Source organism: Sphingomonas sp., assembly GCF_003248515.1.
GTDB lineage: Bacteria > Pseudomonadota > Alphaproteobacteria > Sphingomonadales > Sphingomonadaceae > Sphingomonas_I.
Map to the genome: position 1 here is coordinate 173,062 of NZ_QFOB01000003.1, position 19,635 is coordinate 192,696.

The window sequence follows — 19,635 nt, forward strand, 5'->3', positions numbered from 1 at the left end:
GCCCGCTCAATTCCTATTTCACGCCCGAACTATCGAGGAAGGGCCTATATCGTAAAGTCCTGACGACAGATTGATGCAGCGCAAGGTCCCGCATTTTTTCACAGCGCCGGCCGCCGATTGCCGCCGCCGCCTTTGCACCCCATATGTTCCGCATGGCGATCCAGATCCGCACGAGCCTCGACGAGCCCGATACGGGGCAGAGCTTCATCCCGCATCGCCCCGCGCGGCCGGAGAAGAGCGAGGGCGGCAAACCCTTCGTGCTGAAATCGGATTACGAGCCATCGGGCGACCAGCCCGGCGCGATCGCCGAACTGGTGGGGCAGGCGCAGGCCGGCGAGCGGGATCAGGTGCTGCTGGGTGTGACGGGATCCGGCAAGACCTTCACCATGGCGAAGGTGGTGGAGCAGTTGCAGCGCCCCGCCCTGGTGCTGGCGCCGAACAAGATCCTGGCCGCCCAGCTCTATGGCGAATTCAAGAGCTTCTTTCCCGAAAATGCCGTGGAATTCTTCGTAAGCTATTATGATTATTACCAGCCGGAAGCCTATGTGCCCCGGACGGACACCTATATCGAGAAGGAAAGCTCGATCAACGAGGCGATCGACCGGATGCGCCATTCGGCCACCCGATCCCTGCTCGAGCGCGACGACGTGCTGATCGTCGCCTCGGTTTCCTGCCTCTACGGCATCGGCTCGGTCGAAACCTATTCGGCCATGATCTTCGATCTCAAGAAGGGCCAGACCGTCGACCAGCGCGAGATCATCCGCAAGCTGGTCGCGCTCCAGTACAAGCGCAACGACCAGGGCTTCCAGCGCGGCAATTTCCGCGTGCGCGGCGACAATCTGGAGCTGTTCCCCTCGCATTATGACGACAGCGCGTGGCGGATCAGCTTCTTCGGCGACGAGATCGAGCAGATCACCGAATTCGATCCGCTGACCGGCAAGACCAGCGCCACGCTGAAGGAGGTACGCGTCTATGCGAACAGCCACTATGTGACGCCCGGCCCCACGCTGAAGCAGGCGAGCGAGGCGATCCGCTTCGAGCTGGCCGAACGGCTGAAGGAGCTGAACGCCGAGGGCAAACTGATCGAGGCGCAGCGGATCGAGCAGCGCACCAATTTCGATCTGGAGATGATCGCCGCCACGGGAAGCTGCGCGGGCATCGAGAATTACAGCCGCTTCCTCACCGGCCGCCTGCCCGGCGAGCCGCCGCCCACCCTGTTCGAATATCTGCCCGAAAACGCCTTGCTGTTCGTGGATGAGAGCCACCAGACGATCGGCCAGATCAACGGCATGGCGCGCGGCGACCATCGCCGGAAGATCACGCTGGCCGAATATGGCTTCCGCCTGCCGAGCTGCATCGACAATCGCCCGCTTCGCTTCAACGAATGGGATGCGATGCGGCCGCAGACGGTATGCGTTTCCGCCACGCCCGGATCGTGGGAAATGGAGCAGACCGGCGGCGTCTTCACCGAACAGGTGATCCGCCCGACCGGCCTGATCGATCCGCCGGTGGAGATCCGCCCGATCGAGAGCCAGGTGGACGATCTGGTCCATGAGGCACAGGAAACGGCGAGGAAAGGCTATCGCAGCCTCGTCACCACGCTGACCAAGCGGATGGCCGAGGATCTGACGGAATATCTGCACGAGGCCGGCCTCAAGGTCCGCTACATGCATTCCGACGTGGAGACGCTGGAGCGCATCGAGCTGATCCGCGACCTGCGGCTGGGCGTCTATGACGTGCTCGTCGGCATCAACCTGCTGCGCGAGGGGCTCGACATTCCCGAATGCGGACTGGTGGCGATCCTCGATGCGGACAAGGAAGGCTTCCTCCGTTCCGAAACCTCGCTGATCCAGACGATCGGCCGTGCCGCGCGCAACGTGGACGGCAAGGTGATCCTCTACGCCGATCGCATCACCGGATCGATGGAACGCGCGATGGCGGAAACCGAGCGCCGCCGCGAAAAGCAGATGGCCTATAATCTCGAACATGGCATCACGCCGGAGACGGTGCGCCGGCAGGTGACCGATATCGTCGCGCATCTGTCTTCGCAGGATCAGGTGACGGTGGATACCGGCATCGAGGAAAAGCCCCACATGGTGGGCCACAATCTGCGCGCCTATATCGAGGAACTGGAAGGCCGCATGCGCGCGGCCGCCGCCGATCTGGAATTCGAGGAAGCCGGGCGCCTGCGCGACGAGATCAGGCGCCTGGAAAATGACGAGCTGGGCTTGCCGGGCGAACCGAGCAAGGCGCCGGTGCGAGGCAATTCCACCCTCGGCAAGCCGGGTACGCGCCAGACGCGCTACGGCAAGGCGAAAGCGGCACGCGCGGGAAAACGCGGCCGCGGCTGAGCCACGGGCGGGCCCATCTCAGCCGAACAGATCGGACAACAGCCACAGATTGGCGGCCGAGATCACGGCGAAGATCAGCCAGGCGCCCCCGCGCGCGACCGCACCCGCCGCAAGACTGCCCATGATCGCACGATCCCCCGCCGTGCGGATCAGCGGCCAGATGGCGAAGGGGAGCTGGAGCGACAGGACGATCTGGCTGAGCACCAGCATCGGCCCGACCCCATCATCACCCCAGACGATCACGCCGGCCATGGCGGGGACGATGGCGATCAGCCGGGTGATGATCCGCCGCTGCCAGCAGGGTATCTTGAGCTTCAGGAAGCCTTCCAGCACCACCTGCCCCGCGATCGTGCCGGTGAAGGTGCTGCTCTGCCCCGAGGCGAGCAGGGCGATGCCGAAGAAGAGCGCGGCGGCCTTCGCTCCGGTGATCGGGGAAAGCAGGCGATAGGCATCGTCGATGCCGGTGACCGAAACATGGCCGGTCGCGTGGAAGGCGCCGGCCGCGAGCGTGAGGATCGCGCCGTTCACGAGCATCGCGAGCAAAAGGGACATGGCGCTATCGATATTCGCGATGCGGATCGCGGATCGCCTGCCCGCCTCCCCGCCGGACACGCGCCGCGTCTGCACGATGCTGGAATGGAGATAGAGATTGTGCGGCATCACCGTGGCGCCGACGATGCCCACCGCGATCGCCAGCGCACCCGGCTGGGCGAGCCTGCCGGCATCCGGCCATAGACCGTGCCAGAGCGCGGCCGGATCGGGGGGCACGATCAGCAATTCGAGCAGGAAGCAGAGCGCGATCGTAGCGACGAGCGCGGCGACGATGGCTTCCACCTGCCGGAAGCCGCGCCCCTTGAGCCCGATTACGAGCAGCATATCGCAGGCCGTGAGCAGGATGCCCGCCCATAGCGGCAGGCCCAGCAGCAGCTTGATCGCGAGCGCGCCGCCCAGCACCTCCGCCACATCCGTCGCGACGATCGCGATTTCGGCGAGCGCCCACAGGCCGATCGCGACCGGACGGCCATAACGGCGGCGACAGGCCTGCGCGAGATCCAGCCCCGATGCCAGGCCCAGCCGCAGCGCCAGCGACTGGAGCAGGATCGCCGCAAGCGAGGCCGCGACGACGACGAACAGGAGATCGAAGCCATAGCCAGATCCGGCCGCGATATCCGTGGCCCAGTTGCCGGGATCCATATAGCCGACCGCGACGAGCAGACCCGGCCCCGCGAAGCGGGCCATTCGCGCGGAAAGCGGGGCTCCGGGCGGGACGACGATCTGCCCTTCCACCTCGGAAGGGCAGAAGGGCGCCGTGGCGGTGGTTGGCAGGCGAAGCCGGGCGGCGAGCGACATGATCCTGCTTAACCCGCGCCGGATCCGATTTGAATCGCCCCGTGCGCGCCAGACGTCAGCGGTCAGCGGTCAGCCCAGCACGCCTTCATGCAGGCGCACCAAGCGATCCATCTGCGCGGCCAGCCGCTCATTATGCGTGGCGATCAGGGCTGCCGCCCCCTCCCCCCGCACCAGACGCACGAATTCGGCCAGCACGCGATCGGCCGTGGCCTCGTCGAGATTGCCGGTCGGCTCGTCCGCCAGCACAAGCAGGGGGCGGTTGGCGAGCGCGCGGGCCACGGCCACGCGCTGCTGCTCTCCTCCCGAAAGCGCCGAGGGGCGATGATCCAGCCGTTCGGACAGGCCTAGCGTCGAGAGTAGATCGTTGGCGCGCACCTGCGCATCGGCCGGCTTCGTGCCATGGACGAGCTGGGGCAGCACGACATTCTCGGTCGCGGTGAAATCGGGCAACAGATGGTGGAACTGATAGACGAAGCCCAGTGTTTCGCGGCGCAGCTTCGTGCGGCCGCGATCGTCGAGCGCGGCGGCTTCCGTGCCGCCGATGCGGATCGACCCCTCGAAGCCGCCCTCCAGCAGGCCCACCGCCTGGAGCAGGGTGGACTTGCCGGAGCCGGACGGGCCAAGCAGCGCGACGATCTCCCCCGCCTGCACGGACAGATCGACGCCGCGCAGCACGTGGATCGTCTTGCCGCCCTGCGTGAAGGATCGCGCGAGGCCGGTCGTGCCCAGCACTTCCCTATTCATAGCGCAGCACCTGCACCGGATCGGTGCGCGCGGCACGGAGCGCCGGATAGAGGGTGAACAGCAACGACATCACCATCGTGAGCGCCACCACCGCCAGCACCTCGAACGGATCGGTGCGCGAGGGCAGCTCGGTCAGGAAGCGGATCGAGGGATCCCAGAGATTCTGACCCGTGATGAGCTGGACGAGGTTCACCACCGCCTGCCGGTAATAAAGGAAGATCGCCGCCAGGATGAGGCCGCCGATCGTGCCGAGAGCCCCGATCGTGAGGCCCACGGTGACGAAGATCTTCACCATCGAGCCGCGATCCGCCCCCACCGTGCGCAGGATCGCGATATCGCGCGTCTTGGCGCGCACCAGCATGATGAGCGAGGAAAGGATGTTGAAGGCGGCGACGACGATGATGATCGAGAGGACGATGAACATCGTCACCCGCTCCACCTGAAGTGCCTCGAACAGGCTGGCATTCATCTGGCGCCAGTCGCGTATTTCGGCCACGCCCTTCGCGGCGGCGGCGACGGGCTTCAATATCTGCTCGACGCGATCGGCATCCACCGTCTGCACCTCGACCATGCCCACCGCATCGCCCATCATGAGCAATGTCTGCGCATCGCCGATCGGCATGACGACGAAGGCATTGTCATAATCGTATATGCCGACCTCGAAGACGGCGGCCACGCGATAGGAAACGATGCGCGGCACCGTGCCAAACGGCGTCGTCTGCCCCGCCGGGCTGATGAGGCTCACGTCTCCTCCGATGCCGACACCCAGCTGTTCGGCCAGCCGCGCACCGATCGCGATATTGCCCGCGCCCGGCGCCACCATCTTGATGTCCCCGGCGACGACCTTGCCGCCGATCTGCGGGCCCTGAATATCCGCCTCGCGCATACCGCGCACCAGCACGCCTTCCACCCGGCCGGCGGCGCTGGCCATCAGGGGCTGCTCGATCAGGGGCACGGCGGAGGTGACGCCCGGCGTCTTCTGCGCGACATCCACGATGCGGCGCCAATCGGGCAGCTTGCCATCATAGCCCTGGATCACGGCATGGCCGTTGAGCGCGGTCGTCTTGTCGAACAGTTCCGCGCGGAAGCCGTTCATCACGCTCATCACGACGACGAGCGCCGCCACGCCCAGCATCACGCCGGTCAGGGCGAAGCCGACGACGACGGCGATGATCCCCTCACCCTTGCCGGGCCAGAGATAGCGGCGCGCGATCAGCCGCTCGTAGGAATTCAGGAACATGGGTGCGCCCCGATCGCATATCCCCGCGAAGCCGGGAATCCGGGGCTTCGGGCAAAGCGCCCATGGCCCCGGATTCCGGCTTTCGCCGGAATATGACACTGGTTCACCGGGCCGCGACCTTCGCCAGCGCATCCTCGGGCGAAAGCTCGATCTTCTCGCCGGTGGCGCGGCGCTTCAGCTCCACAACGCCCGACGCCAGCCCCTTGGGGCCGATCACGATCTGCCAGGGCAGGCCGATCAGATCCATCGTGGCGAACTTGGCGCCCCCGCGCTCGTCGCGATCATCATACAGCACCTCGACGCCCGCCGCCTCCAGCCTGGCGTAGAGATCGTCCGCCGCCGCCGCGCACGCCGGATCATCGGCGCGCATGTTGATGAGGCCGACCGCGAAGGGCGCCACTGCATCGGGCCAGATGATGCCCTTGTCATCGTGGCTGGCCTCGATGATCGCGCCCATCAGGCGCGAGACGCCGATGCCGTAGCTGCCCATCTGGGGCACCACCTCGGTGCCGTCCGGCCCCTGCACCTTCAGGCCCATCGACGCCGAATATTTGGTGCCGAAATAGAAGATGTGGCCCACTTCGATGCCGCGCGAGGTGCAGAGCGCCTCGCCCGCCTCGCGCTCGCGATCCAGATCGCGCTTCTCGTCCGTGGCGGCATAATCGGCGGTGAGGCCGGAGACGAAGCTCTGCAGCGCCGCCGCATCATCCGCATCGACATCGAGCACGCGATCCTGCTCCCACGCCGTGTGGTAGAAGACCTCGCTCTCTCCGGTGGGGGCCAGCACGATGAATTCATGGCTGAGATCGCCGCCGATCGGGCCGGTATCGGCCTGCATCGGAATCGCGCGCAGGCCCATCCGCGCATAGGTGCGCAGATAGGCGATGAACATGCGATTATAGCTGTGGCGCGCGCCCGCTTCGTCCAGATCGAACGAATAGGCATCCTTCATCAGGAATTCGCGGCCGCGCATCACGCCGAAGCGGGGGCGCACCTCATCCCGGAATTTCCACTGTATGTGGTAGAGCGTGCGCGGAAGATCGCGATAGGAGCGCGCCGCATCGCGGAAGATGGCGGTGATCATCTCCTCGTTGGTGGGGCCGTAGAGGATCTCGCGATCGTGGCGATCGGTGATGCGCAGCATTTCCGGGCCATAGGCATCGTAGCGCCCCGATTCGCGCCAAAGATCCGCCGATTGCAGCGTGGGCATCAGCAATTCGATGGCGCCGGCGCGATCCTGCTCCTCGCGCACGATGTTCGCGATCTTCTGGAGCACGCGATTGCCCAGCGGCAGCCAGGCATAGATGCCTGCGGCCGTCTGCCGCACGAGGCCCGCACGCAGCATCAGCTTGTGGCTGACGATCTGCGCCTCGGCGGGCGATTCCTTCATCACGGGCAGGAAATAACGGGAAAGGCGCATGGTCGTCCGTCGCTGTGGCGGGGTAGGCCGCTGCTTAGAGGCTGATCGCCCCCGGTGGAAGCTCTGCGCGCCCCACGATCGAAAGAGGCATGTTCCGATCAGCCCGCGGACGGGCCAGAAACGTTATGTTGCGCGGAAAACACAGGGTGCGACCTTTCGTATCGTTGACGACTCATTAACCGTGGCAACCGACCCAATGCTCCGCTACCAACCTCCCACGGACAACGGCCGACGGCCTGGGTTCGGGGAGGCTACGGCCCCGCACGGCGACAGCCGGAGCGAGTGGGCCGGGCAAAGATCGGGGGCTGACGAGCGATCGTCACGCAGGCGCCCGGGCTATCTCGACAGAGGTGGCCCGGGCGTTTGCTTTTGGGGCCATCCGCCTGTCTCCCGGCTGAACCGCGCGCCCGTTTTCAGCGGAAAAGCCGGGATCGGCCGAAGAAAGACGCGCGCACCCTTCCTTGCCCGCATGCGTTCCTGTCTTCGACAAAGGAGACGATGATGGCCAGCCAGCCCCCCATTCCCGAAGGCCCGGTGCCGACCCCGGTGGACGATCCGATTCCCTCGCCCGCCGATCCCGTGCCCTCCGCGCCGAGCGACCCCGTGGTGACACCCGGACGTGGCGAGCCCTCCTTCGCAGAGGGAACATGACCTTCACCGCGCCTTAACCGGTGGCGGGCATGATCCGCCGCGTCATGCCGCTCCGCTGGATCTTCCGCAGCCGCTGGGCCGCCCTCATCTGGGCCGGCGGCATCTGCCTTTCCGCCGTACGATTCGCCGGCGGCGACGCGACGACCGTGGACGCCGCCCATTCGCCGGACACACATGCGGCCATGACGAGCGCGCTCAACGCCGAGGATCCGGAATAAGGCGGGCGCAGCCTGATCCGGCCGCAGCGGATTCATCAGTTCAAAATATTGTTTTAGAAAGATTTTTTGCCCTGAAGATCTTTCCGGCCACGTGGAGATCGCTCTAGCTGGAGGCGGCCGCCGCCCGCTCCTCATCCCGCGCGTGCGCATCCAGAATGGCCGCGATCAGCCCCGGAAAGCGCTGGTCCACCTCCGCGCAGCGCGAGGCATTGCGCACCTCCACCCCATGCCGCTCGGAGCGGATCAGGCCAGCCTCGCGCAGCACCTTGAAATGCTGCGACAGCGATGATTTCGGGATGACGCGATCGCCGATCGCGGCATGGGCCGAACAATTCTGGAGGCAGGCGCCCCCGGCGATGCTCGCAAAGATCCGCGCGCGCACGGGATCGGACAGGGCATGAAGGATCGCCTCCAGCCGCACAGCCTCCATCGTCGGATGAACCAGGGTCCGCATGAATTTTTACGTAGGGGGGGTTGATAGACAGTTCAATGGTTCCGATTTCCTGAACTACGGGACCAAGCGCGCCATTCCGGCGGTCCGCATGCCCGTCAGGATCGGAAACATGTCGAAACTTTCGGGCAAGGTTGCCATCGTCACCGGCGCATCCAAGGGCATCGGCGCGGGCATCGCCAAGGCGTTCGCGGCCGAAGGAGCCGCCGTCATCGTCAACTATGCCTCCAGCAAGGCGGGTGCCGACGCGGTGGTGCAGGAAATCGTCGCCGCCGGCGGCAAGGCCGTCGCCGTGCAGGGGGACGTTGCCGATCCGGCGCAGGCACAGGGCATCGTGGATGCCGCCATCGGCCATTTCGGCAAGCTGGACGTGCTGGTGAACAATTCGGGTGTCTACGGCTTCTCGCCGATCGAGGAGATTGCGGTGGACGAATATCGCCGCCAGTTCGACATCAACGTGCTGGGCCTGCTGCTCACCACGGGGGCCGCCGCGAAGCATCTGGGCGAAGGCGGCAGCGTCATCAACATCTCCTCCGCCATCACCCACCTTCTGCCGCCGGCATCGGCCATCTACAGTGGCACCAAGGGCGCGGTGGACGCGATTACGGGCGTGCTGGCCAAGGAACTCGGGCCGCGCAAGATCCGCGTCAACGCGATCCTTCCCGGCGTGGTGGAGACGGAGGGCACGCATACGGCCGGCGTGATCGGATCGGAGATGGAAAGCACCTTCGTAAGCCTCACCCCGCTTGGCCGAACGGGCCAGCCGGTGGATATCGCCAAGGTCGCCGTCTTCCTTGCTTCCGACGAGGCGGGCTGGCTCACCGGCGAGAGGATCACGGCGAGCGGTGGCCTGCGTTAAGCCAAGCTGTCGGACAGGCCTTGCCCCGTCATTCCGGCCTGGGGCCGGGATGACGGGAAAAGGCGGGAAAGAAAGACTAGACCAGCCGGCTCTGGCGCAAGGCCGCCTCGATGAAGCTGGCGAACAGGGGATGCGGCTCGAACGGCTTGGACTTCAGCTCCGGATGGAACTGGACGCCGATGAACCAGGGATGGTCCGGCCGCTCGACGATTTCCGGCAGCGTGCCATCCGGCGACATACCGGAGAAGCGCAGGCCGCCTTTCTCCAGCGCATCCTTGTAATGGACGTTCACCTCATAACGGTGGCGATGCCGCTCGGAGATGGTGGTACCGTCATAGATGGCCGCGACGTGGCTGTTGCCGGCAAGGCTCGCCTCATAGGCGCCCAGCCGCATCGTGCCGCCCAGATCGCCGCCCTCCTCCCGCTTCTGCAGGCCCTCGGCGCTCATCCATTCGGTGATCATGCCGACGACCGGCTCGTCCGTGGGGCCGAATTCGGTGGTGGAGGCATTGGCGATGCCCGCCGTGTTCCGCGCGCCCTCTATACAGGCCATCTGCATGCCGAGGCAGATGCCGAAATAGGGCACCTTGCGCTCACGCGCGAAGCGGACGGACGCGATCTTGCCCTCGCTGCCGCGCTCGCCGAAACCGCCGGGGACGAGGATGGCGTGGCAGGGCTCCAGCTTCGCCGCCAGCTCTTCCGAATCATGCTCAAACATCTCGGCATCCAGCCAGCGGATGTTGACCTTCACCCGATTGGCGATGCCGCCATGGACGAGCGCCTCGTTGAGCGACTTGTAGGCATCCGCGAGGCCGACATATTTGCCGACCACGCCGATCGTGACCTCGCCCTCCGGATTCTGGAGGCGATCGACGATATCGTCCCAGCGGCGCATATCCGGCGCGGCACCCGGATCGATCCGGAAGGAGCGCAGCACCGCTTCATCGAGGCCGGCCGCGCTATACTGGATCGGCACCGCATAGATGCTGGAGGCATCCAGAGCGGGGATCACGGCATCCTTGGGCACGTTGCAGAAGAGCGCGATCTTGGCGCGCTCATTATCCGGCAGCGGATGTTCGCTGCGACACACCAGCACATCCGGCTGGATGCCGAGCGAGGTGAGATCGCGCACGCTGTGCTGCGTGGGCTTGGTCTTCAGTTCCCCCGCCGCTGCGATGTACGGCACCAGCGTCAGGTGGACGAAGCAGGTATTTTCGCGGCCCAGATCGTTCCGCAGCTGGCGCAACGCCTCCATGAAGGGCAGCGATTCGATATCGCCCACCGTGCCGCCGATCTCGCACAGCACGAAATCGAGGCCTTCCGTGTCCGCGACCGCGAAATCCTTGATCTCGTTCGTCACGTGCGGGATCACCTGGACGGTGGCGCCCAGATAATCGCCACGCCGCTCCTTCGCGATGATATCGCGATAGATGCGGCCCGATGTCACGTTGTCGCTCTGGCGCGCAGGGACGCCCGTGAAGCGTTCGTAATGGCCGAGATCGAGATCCGTCTCCGCGCCATCGTCGGTCACGTAGACTTCGCCATGCTGATACGGGCTCATCGTGCCCGGATCGACGTTGAGATAGGGATCGAATTTCCGGATGCGCACGCGGTATCCACGCGCCTGGAGGAGCGCCGCAAGCGACGCCGCCATGAGGCCCTTGCCAAGCGAGGAGACCACGCCGCCGGTTATGAAGATGAACCGCGTCATGGGAGAAAACGCCTAGCCGCCCGAATCCCCGCGTGGCAAGCCCGCGCGGCAACACCATTCATTCGATCCACAGGAAATGAGGCCCGGGCCACCCTCCCGTCCGACCCGTTTTCCTCTGGACGACGCCCGAAGCGGCGAAGTGAGCCGAATCCCGGCTATGTCCGATCCCGCCGACCTTCGACCGCGCCCGGGATGAGCGGAGAAATCGAGTGCCTTACTTCGCCAGCGGAACGGCGGCGTTATCGGCCTGGGGAGCCGGCGCCTGGGCGGGCTGGGCCGCCGGAGTCGCCGCCTGCTTGCGCGCGAGCGACGTATCGATCGTGCGGGGGCCGCTCTGCATCGTCGCGAGCGCGGCGAGGCCGATCGACATGACGATGAAGATCGTCCCGAGAATCGACGTGGCGCGCGTCAGGAAATCGGCCGCGCCCCGCGCACTCATCAACCCGCCCGGATTGCCGCCGGACGTGAGCCCGCCGCCTTCTGACCGCTGGATCAGGATGACGCCGACGAGCGCCGCGGCGATGAGGGCATGGACGACGAGAAGGAAGGTGAACATGGGGCGCGGCCGTTACAGGAAGCCGGGCTCCGGGGCAATGGCGGAGGGTGATATGGCTACCCGTCAGCGTGGCGGCCGCTCCTCCCGGCCTTCCCTCCATCCCTCATTCGGGCGGGCTTCGCCGTCATGTCTCTTCTGGCCGCCTTTCTCCCGTTCGGCGTGGAGCATATCCAGATCATGATCCAGCGCGGCCGCCAGGATGCGCGGGCGCCATGCTTCCTCGAGGCTCCTCGCCATCTGCCGCGCGAAGGAGAGATCGAAGAGCAGGCGCCCATCCTGCGTGATCTTCAGCAGATGATTGCGATAGTCGCGCTCGATATCGACGCAGCGCCCGATCGCGCCATCGACGATCTCGCCCCGGCCGGCCTTCAGATCCGCCCAATGGACGATGCTGTCGAGCGCGCACAATTTCCAGTCGTTGAGGGAGCGATCGGCGGCGAGCGCCTCGGGATCGCCCGTCGCGCCGGTCTGCCGGATCGCCATCTCTTCCGGCGTGAAGGCCGGAAGCTCCTGCAAGCCGAGGAAATAAGCGGCACTGACCTTGCCCAGCCCGATCGGCCGGGCTTCCGCCTTCGCCGGCACGGGCACGGGCATGGCCGCCGGCGCGGAATTCTGAGCGGGCGCCGCGCCCGACAGGACGAGGCCGGCGGCCAGAGCGAGGAGAGCTGAACTGCGCATGCCGCCGTAACGAGCCTTAAGCGCCCCGGGTCCGCGCGTCAGAGCGCGGCCGTGGCCTGTATGATCGGCACGAACTGCGCGGCGGTGAGGCTGGCACCGCCGACGAGCGCACCATCCACATCCGGCACGGCCATCAGCTCGCCCGCATTTTCGGGCTTTACCGAGCCGCCATAGAGAATGCGCACCCCGGTGCCTTCCGGGCCGAGCAGCTCGATGAGCTTCGCGCGGATCAGTTCGTGGATGGCGGCCACATCCGCCACGGAGGGCGTGCGCCCCGTGCCGATCGCCCAGACGGGCTCATAGGCGATCACGAGATTGGCCGCCTTGCCCGAGGGAGGCACCGATCCCGCAAGCTGACCCGCGACGACGAGATCGGCGCGCCCCGCATCGCGCTGCTCCTCCGTCTCGCCGACGCAGAGGATCGCGATGAGGCCGGCAGCCTGCGCCGCTTCCGCCTTGGCGCGCACGTCCGCATCCGTTTCGCCCTGATAGGTGCGGCGCTCGCTATGGCCGACGATCACGTAGCGCGCGCGCAGATCCGCGATCATCGCGGCCGAAACGCCGCCCGTATAGGCGCCCGATTCCAGATGGTGGCAATCCTGCGCGCCGATCGCGAGCAGGGGCGCGGCGGCGGCCGCCTCGCTCATCAGGGTGAAGGGCGGGCAGATGGCGACATCGAGGCGGCCCTGCGCGTTCAGCGCGGCAGCCTCTATCTCCGGGAGCTCCGGCAGCGCCGCGCGCGTGCCATTCATCTTCCAATTGCCAGCCACCAGCTTTCGCAACGCCATGATGATCGCCCCTCACATGATTCGCGAAACCGGCTAGCAGGCTTGAAGCGATCCCGGCAAACTGCGGGATCCCGCCCGCCCTTCCCGCCAAAGCTTGTCGACCGCACGGGCGCGGCCTAAGGGCCTTTCCCTTCCCCGCTTCCTTATCCGGGTTATTCGATGCTCGCCTTTTTCCGTCGCGCCCTTGGTTCCTGGATCGTCGTGGCGCTTCTCGGCGTCATCATGATCGCCTTCATCGTCACCGGCGTCAGTTCGCCGACCGGGCTTGGCGGACTCACCGGCCCCGGCTCCGACAGCGTAGCGACGGTGGACGGCCGATCGATCCCGACCGCCGATGTGGAGCGGCGCGCGCAGAACGAACTCAATCAGGCGCGCCAGCAGCAGCCCGATCTGGACATGCCCAAGATGCTCGCCGCGATCGGCGGCGTCGGCCCGATCGTGGACCAGTATCTCAACGGCCGCGCGCTGGAAGCCTGGGCCGCGCGCCACGGCATCGTCGCCAGCAACCGGCTGATCGACGGCGAGATCGCCAGCATCGCCGCCTTCCAGGGCACGACCGGCCGCTTCGACGAGAAGACGATGCGCGCGATCCTGGCGCAGCAGCGCATCAGCGAAGCCTCGCTGCGGGACGGGCTGAGGGGCGATCTGGTGCGGCGGCAGCTGCTGATCCCCATCAGCTCCGGCATGCGGCCGAGCCCCGCGATGATCGCCCCCTATGCGGGCGTGCTCGTGGCCAACCGATCCGGCCTCGTCGGCCTCATCCCCGCCAGGCCGGAAGCGGTGAAGCCGCCAACCGATGCGGAGATCGCCGCCTGGTACAAGAGCCATATCGCGGGCTATTCGCTGCCCGAGCGCCGCGTGCTGCGCTATGCGCCGCTCACCCTGCCGCCGGTGACGCCGACGGACGCGGAGATCGCCGCGCAATATAAGGCGGATGCCGCCAAATATGCGGCGAGCGAGGCACGCTCGCTGAGCCAGGTGGTGCTGCCGACCGAGGCTGCCGCCAAGGCGCTGGCCGCGAAGGTCGCCTCCGGCACGCCCTTCGCGGCGGCGGCCACGCAGGCCGGCTTCGCCGCCACCGACATTTCGCTGGGCGAACAGCAGCGCGACATGTTCGAGACGATCACCTCCAAGGCGATCGCAGATGCCGCCTTCTCCGCCCCGGCCGGGGCGATCACCGCGCCGATGAAATCGGTGCTCGGTTGGCATGTCGTCCATGTCGACGCGATCAACAACAAGGCCGCCAGGACGCTGGAGCAGGCCCGGCCCGAGCTGATCGCGGACATCGTGAAGAAGAAGCAGGCCGAGGGGCTTTCGACGCTCGCCGGGAAGATCGAGGATGCGATCGGCGACGGCGCCACCTTCGACGAGGTGGTGAAGGCCAACAAGCTCAACGTCGTGACCACGCCCGCCGTGACATCGACGGGCGCATCCCCGGCCGATCCCGCCTTCAAGCCGGATCCGGTGGTGACGGCGCTGCTGAAGGCAGGCTTCCTCGCCGGGGTGGATGACGAGCCGACGCTGGAGCGCACCGGGCCAGACGGCGCGGCCGTGCTGGATGTCGCGCGTGTGGAAGCCGCCGCACCCGTGCCGCTGGCGCAGGTGAAGGCCAAGATCATCCAGGACATGATCGCCGATCGCGCGCAGGCAACGGCGCGCGCCACCGCCCAGAGCCTGCTCGACAAGATCAAGAAGGGCGCGGACATGGCCGCCACCCTCGCGGCGGCCGGCCTGACCGCGCCGAGCCCGATTTCCGCCAGCCAGATGGAGCTGAGCCGCATCCAGCAGCCGCCGGCCGCCGCGCGCACCCTGTTCCAGATCCCGCCGGGCAAGGCCACGCTGGCGCCCGCGCCGAACGGCTGGTTCATCATCAAGGTGCTGAAGATCGATACCCCCGCGCCGCAGATGCAGACCGCGATCGCGCAGCAGATGCGCAACGAGCTGGGCCGCGCGATGGGCGACGAGATCCTCGAGCAGTTCGCCCATGCCGCCAATGCGGAGGTGAAGGTGAAGCGCAATCCGAAGGCGATCGCGGATCTCGGCCGCCAGCTGACCGGGCAGGCGCCCGCCGGCGAGCAGTGATCGGGGGTGCTGCGGCCTTCTCCCCTCTTTCTCCCGTTCGTGCCGATCCCGTCGAAGCATCGCGCTCTTCCGTGAGCGGGGCGGCTCGGAAGGGCGGCACTTCGACAGGCCCGGTGCAGACGGAATGGAATGCCTGATGTTGGATCAGCCCAAATGATCGGCGGGAATGACCAGATTGCCCGCGCCGCCTTGGCCGAGGGGCGCCCGGCGCTCGTGTGGCGGCGGCAGCTGGCCGATACGGACACGCCCGTCGCCGCAGCGCTGAAGCTGATCGAGCCGGGACGCGGCGATTTCCTGCTGGAATCGGTGGAGGATGGCGCGACGCGCGGGCGATACAGCCTGCTCGGCCTGGCGCCGGACTTGATGTTTCGCGCGCGCGGGCGGCAGGCGGAGATCAACCGCCGCTGGTTGAGCGATCGCGACGCCTTCGAGCCCGTCGCCAGCGATCCCGTCGCGGCGCTGCGCGCGCTGGTCGGCGAATGCCGGATGGACGTGCCGGAGGGCCTGCCACCCGCGCTCGCCTGCCTCGTCGGCTATTTCGGCTATGAGACGATCGGGCTGATCGAGCGGCTGCCGCGCCCGGCGCCCAATCCGCTGGACCTGCCGGACATGCTGTTCGGCCGGCCGACACTGCTGCTCGTCTTCGATCGGCTGGCGGACATGCTGTTTCTCGTGGCGCCGGTCTGGCCGGGCGCCGGCGATCCGGACGCGCGGATCGCGGATGCGATCGAGGGGATCGAGACGACCGCCGCGCGCCTCGCCGCGCCCCTGCCGCCGGCGGCGCGCGACGCGGGCGACCTGCCCGAAATCGCGCCGACACCCGTGCTGCCTGCCGGCCGCTATGGCGAGATGGTGGCAGCGGCGAAGGAGTATATCGCGGCGGGCGACATCTTTCAGGTGGTGCTGGCGCAGCGCTTCACCGCGCCCTTCCCGTTGCCACCCTTCGATCTCTATCGCGCGCTGCGGCGGATCAATCCCTCGCCCTTCCTCTACCATCTCGATCTGCCGGGCTTCGCGCTGACGGGATCGAGCCCGGAAATCCTCGTCCGCGTGCGCGACGGCGAAGTGACGATCCGGCCGATCGCCGGCACGCGCCCGCGCGGCCGGACGACCGAGGAGGATGCGGCCCATCGCGAAAGCCTGCTCGCCGATCCCAAGGAACGGGCCGAGCATCTGATGCTGCTGGATCTGGGGCGCAACGATGTGGGCCGCGTGGCGAAGGCCGGCACGGTACACGTGACCGAAAGCTACGCGATCGAGCTTTACAGCCATGTGATGCACATCGTTTCCAACGTGGCGGGCAGGCTGGATCCGGCCAAGGACGCGCTGGATGCGCTGTTCGCGGGCTTTCCGGCCGGCACCGTTTCCGGCGCGCCCAAGGTGCGCGCGTGCGAGATCATCGCGGAACTGGAGAGCGAGACGCGCGGCGCCTATGCGGGCTGCGTCGGCTATTTCGCGCCGGACGGAAACATGGACAGTTGCATCGTGCTGCGCACCGCCGTGGTGAAGGATGGCGTGATGCATGTGCAGGCGGGTGCCGGCATCGTTGCGGACAGCGATCCGGCCGCCGAGCAGCGCGAATGCGAGCAGAAATCCGGCGCGCTCTTTGCCGCCGCGCGCGAGGCGGTGGTGCAGGCGGGCGAGGCGCGGTTCGGGCAATAGGCCTTTCGCGCCTTCATTCGGGGCGCGGGAACGGGGCGCTGGCACGGGCCGCCACGGAAATCACCGGAAATCCGCGCCTGCGGGACAAATTGTCCCACCCGGTGACGCGCCCGCGCCCCGCCCCTATATCCCTTCCAAAGCAAGGCCTTCGAAAGCAAGGGAGCAGCGGGCATGGGCAAGATCGGGTTCGGCGAGGCGGTGAAGCGCGGCCTGAAGCGGCATTGCCCGCAATGCGATTCGCCCACCCTGTTCGAAGGCTATCTGCGCGTGCGCCCCACCTGCCCGGTCTGCGGTGCCGATAATGGCCGGCATCGCGTGGACGATATTGCCTCCTATTTCACGGTGCTGCTGATGGGCCATGCGGTGATCGCGCCGGCGCTGGCCGTACCCTTCTTCTGGTATATTCCGCTCTGGGCCTCGATGGCGATCCTGCTGAGCGCTCTGACTGCCGCGACGCTGGCGGCCCTGCCCTTCATCAAGGGCGGCGTGATCGGCGCGCTGGCGGCGGCGGGCCAGCCGGCCTGATCCTTCGCTCCCTTCCGCGAAAAACGGGTACGATCGCGCTTCGCGGGCGGGTTTCACCTTCGCGAAAACCACGGTAAGGCCGCGGCCATGATCCTCGTCGTCGACAATTACGACAGCTTCACCTGGAACCTCGTCCACTACCTGCAGGAGCTGGGCGCGGAGGTTGCCGTCGTGCGCAACGACGCGATCGGGGTGGGCCAGGCCATGTCGTCCGGCGCGGAGGCCTTCCTGATCTCGCCCGGCCCGTGCACACCCAACGAGGCGGGCATCAGCCTCGATCTGGTCGCCGCCTGCGCGGAGGCGAAGCGCCCGCTGCTGGGCGTGTGCCTGGGCCATCAGGCGATCGGCCAGAGCTTCGGCGGCACGGTGGTGCGCGCGGATGAACTGATGCACGGCAAGACCTGCCCCGTGATCCATGACGGCACCGGCCTCTACGAGGGCCTGCCCTCGCCCTTCACCGCCACGCGCTATCATTCGCTGATCGTGCGCGAGGAGGATCTGCCCGCCTCGCTGATCGTGAACGCCCGCGCGCCGGACGGCACGGTGATGGGCTTCCGCCACGAAAGCCTGCCGATCCACGGCGTGCAATTCCATCCGGAAAGCATCGCCACCGAGCATGGCCACGCGATGCTGGCCAATTTCATGCGGATCGCCGGCATGAAGGCCGTGGAACCGGCGTGACATCCCTGATCCTGCTGCCCGATCCGGCCACGCCGCTGGAGGGTCATGTCGCGGAACAGGCCTTTGCCGACATACTCGACGGCAAGGTGGCCGACGACGTGATCGCCCGCTTCCTGACGGACATGGCGGCGCGGGACGAGACGAGCATCGAGATCGCCGCCGCCGCCCGCGCGTTGCGCCAGCGGATGATCCCGGTATCGGCGCCGGCGGACGCGATCGACGTGTGCGGCACGGGCGGCGATGGCGCGCACAGCCTGAACGTTTCCACCGCCGTTTCGATCGTGGTGGCCGCCTGCGGCGTGCCCGTCGCCAAGCATGGCAATCGCGCGGCATCCTCCAAATCCGGCGCGGCGGACGTGCTGGAGGCTCTGGGCCTCGATCTCGATCGGGCGGCCGGCAATGCCGAGGCGAGCCTGGCCGGGATCGGCATCGCCTTCCTCTTCGCGCAGAAGCATCATCCGGCGCTGGGCCGGCTCGCCCCGATTCGCCGCGCGATCGGGCGGCGGACCATCTTCAACATCGTCGGCCCGCTGTGCAGCCCGGCGCGCGTGTCGCGCCAGCTGATGGGCGTGGCGCGGGTGGATTATATCCGCACCGTTTCCGAGGCGCTGGATCTGCTGGGCGCCGAGGCGACGATGATCGTATCGGGCGAGGAGAGCCTGGACGAACTTTCCATCGCGGGGCCGAGCCGGATCGTCGCCGCCGGCCTGCCCGGTTTCTCCGAAAGCGTGGTCACGCCCGAAAGCGCCGGCCTCCCGCGCCATCCGCTGGATGCGATTCGCGGTGGCGATCCCGCCTATAATGCGGCGGCGCTCGCCGCCCTGCTGGATCGCGCGCCGGGCGCCTATCGCGATGCCGTGCTGCTCAACGCGGCCGCCGCCCTGATCGTGGCCGGCAAGGCCGATGGCTGGCAGGACGGCGCCGGCATCGCAACCGAAGCGATCGACAGCGGCGCCGCGCGCCGGCTTTTCGACGCCTGGATCGCCTTCTAGGAGCATAAGGTCGCCGCCCCGCCGCAGAGCCAGCGGACTACTGCGCCGCGCTCGCCATGGCATCTTTGATCGTAGGGGCGCCGCAGCCTTCGTCTCCGAACATTGCACCCTGATTTTACGTCTGAAATTCGCTGCAATTCTTTCGTGACGTGTCTTTCCGACAACATGCGCCACGGATCGCCTGCCCCCGACGATCCGATCGAATGCCAACAGGAAAGGCGCTGGCGCCCATGAAGATGTTCCCTCCCATCACCCCGCCGCAGACTGAACCGGACATCCGGCTGATCGACAATATCTTCGCGCCCGAAATCCTCGCGACGGGCCTGTCGGGCCTTTCTCTGATGAACGGCGTGGTGACGCTGACGCTGGAGAGCCTGCATTGCGACCACAGCAAATCGCCGCCGCCGATGGAGCGCGTGGTGGTCGCCCGGCTGACAACGCCGGTCGCGACGGCGCAGGCACTAGTCGTCGGCCTGCACCAGTTCCTCGGCCAGCATGGCCTGAGCCCGCTCACCGCCGCGACGGAGACCCGCCAATGAGCTACGTCCCCCTCGATCGCTTCCTGCAGCCGAGCCGGCGCGTCGCCATCCTGCCGCGCACGCGCACGGGGAACTGGACGGACGCGCCAGCCTATCGCCTGCGCGTGGCGTTCCGCTCCCGCTAATCCCGAAAGCGC

At 67.1% G+C, this 19,635-nt stretch carries 20 protein-coding genes; 11 read left to right on the forward strand and 9 right to left on the reverse strand.

Going from position 1 to position 19,635, the window contains the following annotated elements:
- Nucleotides 1-152 precede the first annotated feature (152 nt).
- On the forward strand, nt 153-2,351 hold the full coding sequence (uvrB, locus tag DI605_RS06115; protein WP_293970605.1) for an excinuclease ABC subunit UvrB: 2,199 nt from the start codon (nt 153-155) through the stop codon (nt 2,349-2,351).
- 18 nt (nt 2,352-2,369) lie between these two features.
- Here the strand turns inward: uvrB and DI605_RS06120 are convergent, their stop codons facing one another.
- From DI605_RS06120 to proS, 4 genes are all read right to left on the reverse strand, one after another.
- Nucleotides 2,370-3,701 carry an Nramp family divalent metal transporter gene (locus DI605_RS06120; RefSeq protein ID WP_293970608.1) on the reverse strand — a complete coding sequence of 444 codons (1,332 nt, stop codon included), beginning with the start codon at nt 3,699-3,701 and terminating at the stop codon, nt 2,370-2,372.
- 69 nt (nt 3,702-3,770) lie between these two features.
- Nucleotides 3,771-4,445, reverse strand: coding sequence for an ABC transporter ATP-binding protein (locus tag DI605_RS06125; protein ID WP_293970610.1), 675 nt, complete (start codon nt 4,443-4,445; stop codon nt 3,771-3,773).
- Nucleotides 4,438-5,685, reverse strand: a complete 1,248-nt coding sequence (locus DI605_RS06130) for a lipoprotein-releasing ABC transporter permease subunit (RefSeq protein WP_293970614.1) — start codon at nt 5,683-5,685, stop codon at nt 4,438-4,440. Before DI605_RS06130 ends, DI605_RS06125 begins: the two co-directional genes overlap by 8 nt.
- A 103-nt stretch (nt 5,686-5,788) precedes the next feature.
- On the reverse strand, nt 5,789-7,105 hold the full coding sequence (gene proS, locus DI605_RS06135) for a proline--tRNA ligase (protein ID WP_293970617.1): 1,317 nt from the start codon (nt 7,103-7,105) through the stop codon (nt 5,789-5,791).
- A 501-nt stretch (nt 7,106-7,606) separates the two neighbouring features.
- Between proS and DI605_RS06140 the strand changes: the two genes are divergently transcribed.
- Both DI605_RS06140 and DI605_RS06145 read left to right on the forward strand, forming a co-directional pair.
- The gene (locus DI605_RS06140; RefSeq protein WP_293970620.1) at nt 7,607-7,756 is read left to right on the forward strand and encodes a hypothetical protein; all 150 of its coding nucleotides are present in this window, start codon (nt 7,607-7,609) and stop codon (nt 7,754-7,756) included.
- Between the two features lie 29 nt (nt 7,757-7,785).
- Nucleotides 7,786-7,974: a hypothetical protein gene (locus DI605_RS06145; RefSeq protein WP_293970623.1), complete on the forward strand. Its 189-nt coding sequence runs from the start codon at nt 7,786-7,788 to the stop codon at nt 7,972-7,974.
- A 103-nt stretch (nt 7,975-8,077) separates the two neighbouring features.
- On the opposite strand, the gene DI605_RS06150 is transcribed toward DI605_RS06145, so the two are convergent.
- Nucleotides 8,078-8,428, reverse strand: a complete 351-nt coding sequence (locus DI605_RS06150) for a helix-turn-helix domain-containing protein (protein WP_293970628.1) — start codon at nt 8,426-8,428, stop codon at nt 8,078-8,080.
- Between the two features lie 109 nt (nt 8,429-8,537).
- On the opposite strand from DI605_RS06150, the gene DI605_RS06155 reads away from it, so the two are divergent.
- Complete coding sequence (locus DI605_RS06155; RefSeq protein WP_293970631.1) at nt 8,538-9,284, forward strand: glucose 1-dehydrogenase; 747 nt, start codon at nt 8,538-8,540, stop codon at nt 9,282-9,284.
- A gap of 76 nt (nt 9,285-9,360) precedes the next feature.
- On the opposite strand, the gene DI605_RS06160 is transcribed toward DI605_RS06155, so the two are convergent.
- From DI605_RS06160 to tpiA, 4 genes are all read right to left on the reverse strand, one after another.
- Nucleotides 9,361-10,995 carry a CTP synthase gene (locus DI605_RS06160; RefSeq protein WP_293970634.1) on the reverse strand — a complete coding sequence of 545 codons (1,635 nt, stop codon included), beginning with the start codon at nt 10,993-10,995 and terminating at the stop codon, nt 9,361-9,363.
- Between the two features lie 214 nt (nt 10,996-11,209).
- Complete coding sequence (gene secG, locus DI605_RS06165; RefSeq protein WP_293970637.1) at nt 11,210-11,551, reverse strand: preprotein translocase subunit SecG; 342 nt, start codon at nt 11,549-11,551, stop codon at nt 11,210-11,212.
- Between the two features lie 63 nt (nt 11,552-11,614).
- Nucleotides 11,615-12,229, reverse strand: a complete 615-nt coding sequence (locus DI605_RS06170) for a hypothetical protein (RefSeq protein WP_293970640.1) — start codon at nt 12,227-12,229, stop codon at nt 11,615-11,617.
- A 38-nt stretch (nt 12,230-12,267) separates the two neighbouring features.
- Nucleotides 12,268-13,017, reverse strand: coding sequence for a triose-phosphate isomerase (tpiA, locus tag DI605_RS06175; protein ID WP_293970643.1), 750 nt, complete (start codon nt 13,015-13,017; stop codon nt 12,268-12,270).
- 159 nt (nt 13,018-13,176) lie between these two features.
- Between tpiA and DI605_RS06180 the strand changes: the two genes are divergently transcribed.
- The 7 genes from DI605_RS06180 to DI605_RS06210 all read left to right on the forward strand — a co-directional run bounded on the left by DI605_RS06180 (nt 13,177) and on the right by DI605_RS06210 (nt 19,623).
- Nucleotides 13,177-15,099, forward strand: coding sequence for a peptidylprolyl isomerase (locus tag DI605_RS06180; RefSeq protein WP_293970646.1), 1,923 nt, complete (start codon nt 13,177-13,179; stop codon nt 15,097-15,099).
- 153 nt (nt 15,100-15,252) lie between these two features.
- Nucleotides 15,253-16,761, forward strand: a complete 1,509-nt coding sequence (trpE, locus tag DI605_RS06185; protein WP_293970649.1) for an anthranilate synthase component I — start codon at nt 15,253-15,255, stop codon at nt 16,759-16,761.
- A gap of 171 nt (nt 16,762-16,932) precedes the next feature.
- A complete protein-coding gene (locus tag DI605_RS06190) occupies nt 16,933-17,286 on the forward strand; it encodes a DUF983 domain-containing protein (protein ID WP_293970652.1) in 354 nt (117 codons plus the stop codon).
- 87 nt (nt 17,287-17,373) lie between these two features.
- Nucleotides 17,374-17,967 (forward strand): aminodeoxychorismate/anthranilate synthase component II, encoded by a 594-nt coding sequence (locus DI605_RS06195; protein ID WP_293970655.1) that lies wholly within the window; start codon nt 17,374-17,376, stop codon nt 17,965-17,967.
- A complete protein-coding gene (gene trpD, locus DI605_RS06200) occupies nt 17,964-18,959 on the forward strand; it encodes an anthranilate phosphoribosyltransferase (RefSeq protein ID WP_293970657.1) in 996 nt (331 codons plus the stop codon). The genes DI605_RS06195 and trpD overlap by 4 nt, the downstream gene beginning before the upstream one ends.
- A 230-nt stretch (nt 18,960-19,189) precedes the next feature.
- A complete protein-coding gene (locus DI605_RS06205; protein ID WP_293970660.1) occupies nt 19,190-19,498 on the forward strand; it encodes a hypothetical protein in 309 nt (102 codons plus the stop codon).
- A complete protein-coding gene (locus tag DI605_RS06210) occupies nt 19,495-19,623 on the forward strand; it encodes a hypothetical protein (protein WP_293970664.1) in 129 nt (42 codons plus the stop codon). Before DI605_RS06205 ends, DI605_RS06210 begins: the two co-directional genes overlap by 4 nt.
- The last annotated feature ends 12 nt before the right edge of the window (nt 19,624-19,635 follow it).